Genomic DNA, 8241 nt, shown 5'->3' on the forward strand with positions numbered 1-8241 from the left:
AAAAGTGATAGATTTTTTTCAATCCCTTGCATTCGTAAGCCTAAAGCAGGGTTTGGGTTTCAGACCGGATTAGGCCCGACAGAGGTGGGGCGCCTTGATTTCAACTTGTTGAGGTGTTATCGGGGGGTAGCGTTAGCAAATGAATATCAGTCGCCGGCTTCAATCCATTTTCCATTGAGCATGACCCGGTCTATCTTCTTCATCGTGGCAATATCTTCATCCGGGTGCCCATCTATCAGCAGCAGGTCGGCCAGCTTGCCCGCTTCGATGCTGCCCAGTCGCTGTTCGGTGCGAAAATACCGGGCATTCCCCGTGGTGCCGCGGGTTATGACGTCCATCGGGTCCATCCCGACTTCATTAACCAGCAGTTCCATTTCATGCTGGTAATCCCACCCGGATTCTGCATGGGGCAAGCCCGCGTGTGACCCGATGGCTATGCGCATGCCGGACCGGTAGGCTTTTTCCACGAATTGTATCATATTTTGGTACCCTTTGACGTGAAAATCCTCCACTCCCTCATCTCCCCGGTACCGTTCAAAAACACCCAGCGTGGGCGTCATAATAACATGGTTCTCAACAGCCAGGTCGATCACCTCCTGCACCCGCTCCGATTCCATATCGATGGTCGACCACAACCGGAACCGCTCCTCCCTGCGCGCGTCATAGTCGGCGTTCACCCGTTCCTTGAACGTTTTGGCTGCAGACGGGCCGGCCAGGGCCGTACCGAATGAGGTAACGTGTTCGACCCCTTCAAGTCCCGCCCGAATGGCATCATCAGCATCCACGAGCTCGAGGTGGGCCATCACGGGGACGTTCCGTTTTGATGCGGCATCCATGATAACCTCGTAATAATCAAGGGGCAGTTTAAAATAGAGTTTAATCCCCGTCGCCCCGTTCTCCACATGATCATATACTACCTGACGGGCATGCGTCTGATCCCTGACAACCACCGCCTGGCTCCTCCAGACCGGGGGAAACCCTTCCAGGTGTCCACCGGTTAAGAACATTCTCGGGACCGGCTTCTCCGCGAAGTGGAGCGACTGGTAGAATCGCAGGGGATGCCCGGGATCGCGCATCGTAGTTATTCCCCTGTGGAGGTACCTGTTAATCCGGTCATTATCCATCAGTGAATGAAAGTGGGCGTCAATCAGTCCGGGCATCAGGGTTTTCCCCGCCGCGTCAAGGCGATCCGCATGATCAGGTATCACCACCTCCGTGCGCGGACCCGCATCTACGATTCTGTTGCCCTTCACAACCACCACGGCATCCTCGACCGGGTCACCTCCATGACCATCGATCAGCCGGCAGTCCACAATCGCGATTGGCGTATTATCGGCGGGGACAGGCGGGGGATTGACTTCCAGCAGCGGCCGGTCATCATAGCTGGTATTCTGTTGGGCATAGGTCCCGGAAGGCCTCAGAACACAGAAAAAAAGGCAGCACACTCCAAGGAAAATCCATCTAAATTTTTTATTCCAGCGCGTTAAAGCCATATTTGAACACCATTATATTTAAGTTTAGAGTCGGTATGCTCTTTAGCAGATTCAGCGGAGTTTCAGGTTCGCCGTTTCATGGGTCACTCGCCGGTGGCTTCCCGGTAATAGTTGTTTCTGGTTGTTATGAGAAAACCACTACTCCCGCAGGTCAGGAGTCAGGGAACTTAATTAATATCCCGGGTTTTGAGTCATTTCCGGATTATTATCCATTTCCCGCTGGGGGATCGGCAACAGGTAATTTCTTTCCGCCACAAAGTTTCTCTCCTCCAGGATGATATGCTCTGATTCCCAGGTGACGTCACCGGTTTCGTTATTTACAGAGCCCTTGCGAACCCCATACACCGTGCCATCAATGGCTTCCTCGCCCAGATCCCATCGTACAATGTCAAAATACCGCAGGTTTTCGAAGGCAAATTCCACCCGCCGCTCCCGTCGAATCAACTCTTCGCTAAGTTCGGTTGCTTCAGGCAGCCCGGCCCGTGCTCGTACCCTGTTGAGATATTCAAGTCCCTGTGCCATATTCTGTCCGGTTTCGAGCGCGGCCTCGGCGTAGGTCAGGTACATTTCAGGCAGACGAATAACCATCAGATCCTGACCGCTGTTCTGCATGACCGATTCAGGCATAGGCTCCACGTACTTTTTGATAATCAATCCCGCCGGAGATCCCACGGAGTTTTCATAGTAATCCGGGTTGCTTACCATCTCGCCTTCCTCATTGGGAATTTGCTGGTCCAGCGGATTATAATATCGTCCATTCCACTCTTGTCCCGGGTAAAGCAAGGACTGTTCCAGCCGGGGATCCCTGTTATCAAAGGGATTGTCCGGGTCGTACGTCGGATCTTCCGAAATGGGGAGTCCGTTCATAGTCTCATAGGCTTCAACCATATCGTAGGTACCCGCTACATTCGCATAACCCCCTCCCATCCCCGGCAGCATAAACTGGGGATGTCGGCTCGGATAGATATCCTGTGTAAACTTGATGCTCAATATAGCCTCTTCATTGTCCGATTCGCTTAAAAACAGTTGCCGGTAATCCGGGTACAGCTCGTACACGCCCATCTCAATAACCTCCCGGGCATCCTCCATCGCGGCATCGAAATTACCCATATACAGCTCCAGCCTTGATTTCAAGGCAAGGGCGGCGCCACTGGTAATATGTCCCTCTGACTGGATCATATTCTGCACCGGAAGGACGTCACTTATCTCGTCCAGTTCCTGCAGGATGAAATTCCTGATCTCGGAAGCAGGCGTTCGGCCCATCACCTCATCCGGCCCGAGCGTTTCGGTAACCAGCGGCATGTCACCGAACATCATGACCTTGAAGAAATAATTATAGGCCCTTAAAAAACGAGCCTCGGCTTTGTAACGCTCTTTGGTGGCCTCGTCCATGGAGACATTTTCGATCTTTTCGAGAAAATTATTGTATTTACGAATTCGCCCGTATTCAAACCAGTCGCCGCTGTACGAGTCTCCCCAGTACGATTCAGAGAGATTCGTGGGCGAGGCGCTGCCATCTATCTTATGGCTCCAGCCCGGATAATAGGCGTTATCGCTCATCCCGTCAAAGTAGATGATATTCGACCAGGTTTCCCAGTTTTCATACAGGCCGGCAAGGGCCAGATCGGCATCCTGCTCAGTTTGCCAGAACGTATTGTCGGACAGCGAATTTTTGGGCGTCACATCCAAAAAACCATCGCCGCACGAGGTAACTCCCAGCCCAAACGTTGTTATGGTCAAAAAGTATATTAGCTTTTTCATAGTATGTTCTGTTTAAATTTTTTTAAAATGTAATATTTAATCCAAGCGTATACGTTTTAACTTGAGGATAACCAACCCCGTTGGGCGTTTCGGGATCGTAGTTCCCCGGAAATCCGGTTATGGTCAGCAAATTCTCGCCGCTGAAAAATACCCTCACATTGGATAAATAATCGCCGGACCATGTGAGCGGCACGGTATAGCCAAGCTGAATATTTTTCAGTCGTATATAAGCCGCATCAAGCACACTAAAGGAGCTGAACTGGTAGTGGCTGGTAGTATGACCCGTTAATGCCGTCGTTACCACTCTCGGGTAGCGCCCTTCCCGGACCACTTCGTTATTTTCCACGATTGTGCGATCCATATGCATTTTCTGAACTTTCGCCCCGTTCTGGAAAGGCCACATGGCTTCGGGATGAATGGTTCGATAGACTCTGTCGGCTCCCTGGAAAAAGGTGGAAAGGTCGAATCCCTTGTAATTGAGTCCCAGGTTAAATCCAAAGGTGATTTCCGGGATCGTATTCCCAAGCACGATCCGGTCATCGCCGTTGATAACCCCGTCACCGTTTTGGTCCATGTATTTTTGTTCGCCCACGGCGGGAGTATTCCCCGGAATATGGGGACTTGCATCGACATCCGCTTCATCCTGGAAGACCCCTATTGCCTCGTATCCATAGTATGAATTCCACGCAATACCCTCTTTTCGAATGCTGGTCCCGATATCAGGATTCTCGTACCGCTCCACCTTGTTGATATTGTAGGCTCCGTAGAGGGACAGATCATACTGGAAATCGCGGATATTGTTATTATGAGCGACCTCAAACTCTATTCCCCTGTTCCTCATGGCCCCGGCATTCACCGTAGGTGCAGGCAATCCATATATGTCGGAAACAGGTACGGACGTAAGAATATCGTCCGTATACCGATTATAGTAATCGAAGGTAAGGGAAAGCCGGTTCTCGAACAGGCCTGCATCAAAACCGATATCCATCTCTGTGGTGGTTTCCCACGTGATAGCGGGGTTTGTCGGACTGGTCTGGGCCGCTCCGCTTGAAGCTGTCCCCCCGAAATTATAGTTCTGGCCCAGCGATATAAGCGGTATATACTGATAATTACCGATTCTGTTATTGCCCAGCTTACCCCAGGATCCTCTTAATTTCAGTTCATTAATCCAGCCGATATCGTCCATGAAAGACTCCTCGGCGATTCGCCATCCGGCGGAAAAGGAGGGAAACCACCCCCATCGCCGCTCCCGGGCAAATTTGGAGGATCCGTCGTACCGCAGATTCGCCTGGACGAGATACCGGTTTCTAAAGTCATAGTTTATCCTTCCAAAATAGGAACCCAGTTTGGATTCAACCGCTGAGCCGTCATTTGACCAGCCATCCTGCGAGCCCGCCGTTAGCTCCGAAATATCATTAGACGGAAACTCCTGGCGATAGGCGCTTAACGAGTTACCAAGTTCCGTTTTTCGATAGGCCCCTATCAGGCCATTTATTCCATGGTCCCCGTGCCTTCTGTCGTACTCCAGCATCGCTTCCAGAATCGTGACAGAGCTCCGATACACCTGGTCCTCCACCGAATTCGGTCCCTGTACGGATCCATCCCCGTATGCAATTGTCCGGTCGTGATCCTTGCCGTCATTGAGCTCATAATTCCCACTGGCCGTTCCCTGCAGCGACAGGCCCTCCATCAGCTGGGCTTCGCCGGTCAGGCTTCCCACGACCCGTGAATTCTTTTCCTGGTACTTTCCTCCTTCTTCAATCCAGGCAATGGGATTGCCGTCGTCATGGCGGTCCCACGAGCCGTCTTCGTACTTATTGGCTACGATAGGGGGAATGCGATTCGCCTGCCGGAAAAACTGGTAAACGGACCCTCCGCTGTTAAACGGGTTGGCGGGATTGGTCGTCTCTCTCCGAGATAATGAGGCATTGACGCCCAGATCGAACCAATCGGTCACATCGCTGTCGAAATTGATCCGCAAATTGTAGCGATCGCTATTTGCTTTTTTCATAAGGCCAAATTGCTCATTGTATCCCAGAGATACCCTATACCGGTTCACCTCACTGCCGCCCGCAAAGCTGAGATCATGATTTTGCGTAAAGCCTGAGCCCTGCAGCAACAAATCGAGCCACTGCGTGTTGGGATAATTGTACGGATCTTCGCCCGTCTCAAACAACCGTATTTCCTCCTCGCTATACCGGGGATCGAGTCCTTCATTTCTGTTCGCCTCATTTAACAACCGCCCATAGTCGGCGGAAGAAACATATTCGGGAAGACGAGTCGCCTGCTGCCAGCCGATATGTGTTTTATACGACACATTCATGCTCTCCCTGTTGCCTCGCTTCGTTGTTATCAACACCACCCCGTTCGCGGCACGAGAGCCATAGATAGCAGCCGAAGCCGCATCTTTCAGTACACTCACGCTCTCCACGTCATTGGGGTTGACATCATCCATGGAAGCCTCTACGCCGTCAATCAGGACCATTGGCGAAGAATTGTTCATCGTCCCCACCCCGCGAATCAAAATACTGTGTCCCTCCTGTCCGGGTTGTCCCGAGGACTGGGTAATCGTTACTCCGGGACTTTTACCCTGCAGCAGGGAAGTCATGTTGGTGGCGGGACGCGATTCCAGGCCTTCACTGCTGATCGTGCTTACGGAGCCGGTTACATCCTGGCGCTCCTGCGTTCCATACCCAACCACGACCAGCTCCTCACCCGCTATAGCCTGGGGTTGGAGGGTAACATCAATTGCTGTTCGCCCGTTAACAGGCACCTCCTGCCGCTGGTACCCGATATACGTAAACACGAGGGTATCCTGCAAAGAAGGCACTGTTACCTCATAATAACCATCTCCGTCGGTCGAGGCCCCGGTCGAGGTCCCCTTCAGCAAAATGTTCACGCCCGGGAGGGTCTGTCCCGTTTGAGAATCGGTGACGGTCCCCGTGATGGTCTCCTGTATGCGTTCAATAACAGGCATTTCATTTTTACTCATTAATATCAGCTGTCCGCTGGGCGACACGGCAAACCGCAATCCGGTATTCTCCAACACTTTCCACAGGGCATCGTGGATACTGACTTCCTCGAAATCAAGGCTTAAGGGATTTTTTAAAACAGGCAATTGGGTGTCATACGAAAGTTTTAAATCTCCTTTCTCCGCAATGGATTTTAAAGCGTCGAGCAGGGTCGTCTGCCCAGCTTGCAGTGAGATACTCTTATTTAAGACGGAAGATTCGTCAATATCCTGCCTGACTTCCGTATTAAGGAGCTGTTCCAGTGTGCCAACCGAGGCCACCTGCTCGTTTGCCTGCTGGCTGTCCTGTCCCATCAGCGGCAATGCCAATACTCCAAACAGAGCAACCATGGAGACGAGTTTAGCCATCCGTTCATATAGATCGATATATCTGTCCCTATTCATCATAATTAAGCTTCCTCTGTTAATGTTAACCGACATATGTGTAAGTGTTATCGTTATTCATTGTTGTGAAAAGTTACTTTTCGACCTTCTCTTTTATAGTCCAGGTCGAGGGAGAGCGCGATGACGGCCAGCACTTCGGTCAGAGGTTCATCCTCAAAGGAGGCCGACATGCGACGTTCTTTAAATGAAGAGTCCGACAGAACGATATCAATATTATACCACCTCTCTAGCCGGTCTGCTATGTGGACCAAAGACTTGTCAGTAAATACCAGCTTCTTGTCTTTCCAGGCGATCAGTTCTTCAATATTTCCCTCCCCCTTTTCGATAAGCTGTCCGGCAGACCGGTACGTAACCCATTGATTCCCAGTCAGGTAAATAGTTTCTGTTTCACTACTCCCGCCTCCGGATTCAACCTCTTCCTCTTCCCTGGAAACAGCGACCTTACCCTCCGCGACGGCGACCTGCACATTATCATCGTACGCTCTGACATTAAATGAGGTTCCCAATACCCGCGTAGTGGTACGCCCGGCATGAACAATAAAAGGGCGGGATTCATCCCGGCTAACCGAGAAAAAGCCCTCCCCTTCCAGATAGACTTCTCGCTTGTCACGACTAAATTTTTCTGGATAGCGCAGCGTGCTTCCGGCATTTAGCCTGATCACAGATTCGTCCCCAAAACGCAGGGTCGCCGTCTGTCCATTTGATAACGTGCGCTGTTCGAATGTAACTTCAGATTGGGCGTGGGTTGAAGAAAGGTCGTTATAACTGAAATATAACCCGATCCCTCCCGCAATGACAATAATCAAGGCCATTGCGGCAACTTTCAACCAGAGCCCGCTCCTGGAGCGGCGGGAGCGCTGAAAATAGGGTGATTTTATCTCTGAATTCCCTTTTTCACGGCCAGAACGATTACCGTCTTCCTTTTCAATTTCAGAAAAAAGATGGTCTCTAATCTCATCTTTCTCAGTAAAAGACATGGACCCCTTCTGACCGATTTCCGTGGCTACTTCCTGCAATAACGAGATATTGCCCGGCTCTTTATCCAGCCAGTACTCTACCTCTTTCACCTCTTCGGGCGTACAAAGACCCAACAGGTAGTTAATCAACAGTTGTCGTTTGGGAAAATCGTTCATATAAGTTTTTGTCTGAAATTCTACCCGGATTTCTCACCGAGAAATTTGTATTTCAGCAAGACGAAGGAACAATGGCAGCGGAGACGTACCCGATGCGCCCGGCACGCTATTGGTATCTTCAACGCCGCTGATGGACAAAATTCGCAGTATGGTACACGTTGTTATAATTATTTGGCCTCAAAAATCGATAGAAATTTATCTGTATCATAAGATTACAACAATACATCATAGATCTTTGTGAGAAATACGGGGTACATATATAATCCTTTTCAAACTCCGGTACCCTGAGGGGAAAAATATTTCTTTTTATGGCTTTAAACGTCCTGAAGGCATACTTAAAAAGAACGGGCTATTTTTGTCCATCCTTTTGTGCGAGCGTTGTGCGTCTGTTGTAACAGGAAGGACAATAATCAGGGTGAAATTTGGAAGAAAGTAGGGG

The 8241-nt window shown here is 50.5% G+C and carries 4 protein-coding genes; all 4 read right to left on the reverse strand.

Annotated features, from left to right (window positions below; genetic code table 11):
- Nucleotides 1–146: 146 nt before the first annotated feature.
- The 4 genes from ACESLU_RS08530 to ACESLU_RS08545 all read right to left on the reverse strand — a co-directional run bounded on the left by ACESLU_RS08530 (nt 147) and on the right by ACESLU_RS08545 (nt 7802).
- Nucleotides 147–1493 carry an amidohydrolase family protein gene (locus tag ACESLU_RS08530; protein WP_372637891.1) on the reverse strand — a complete coding sequence of 449 codons (1347 nt, stop codon included), beginning with the start codon at nt 1491–1493 and terminating at the stop codon, nt 147–149.
- Nucleotides 1494–1664: 171 nt separating this feature from the next.
- Nucleotides 1665–3254, reverse strand: coding sequence for a RagB/SusD family nutrient uptake outer membrane protein (locus tag ACESLU_RS08535; RefSeq protein WP_372637894.1), 1590 nt, complete (start codon nt 3252–3254; stop codon nt 1665–1667).
- 22 nt (nt 3255–3276) lie between these two features.
- Nucleotides 3277–6672, reverse strand: a complete 3396-nt coding sequence (locus tag ACESLU_RS08540; RefSeq protein WP_372637897.1) for a SusC/RagA family TonB-linked outer membrane protein — start codon at nt 6670–6672, stop codon at nt 3277–3279.
- A gap of 50 nt (nt 6673–6722) precedes the next feature.
- Nucleotides 6723–7802 carry a FecR family protein gene (locus tag ACESLU_RS08545; protein WP_372637900.1) on the reverse strand — a complete coding sequence of 360 codons (1080 nt, stop codon included), beginning with the start codon at nt 7800–7802 and terminating at the stop codon, nt 6723–6725.
- Nucleotides 7803–8241: the final 439 nt, after the last annotated feature.

The organism is Fodinibius sp., assembly GCF_041642155.1.
In the GTDB taxonomy this organism is placed as follows: Bacteria; Bacteroidota; Rhodothermia; order Balneolales; family Balneolaceae; genus Fodinibius.

Coding starts and splice junctions, on each gene's coding strand:
- ACESLU_RS08545 (WP_372637900.1), bottom strand. CDS start 7,802: ATGAACGATTTTCCCAAACGACAACTGTTGATTAACTACCTGTTGGGT.
- ACESLU_RS08530 (WP_372637891.1), bottom strand. CDS start 1,493: ATGGCTTTAACGCGCTGGAATAAAAAATTTAGATGGATTTTCCTTGGA.
- ACESLU_RS08535 (WP_372637894.1), bottom strand. CDS start 3,254: ATGAAAAAGCTAATATACTTTTTGACCATAACAACGTTTGGGCTGGGA.
- ACESLU_RS08540 (WP_372637897.1), bottom strand. CDS start 6,672: ATGATGAATAGGGACAGATATATCGATCTATATGAACGGATGGCTAAA.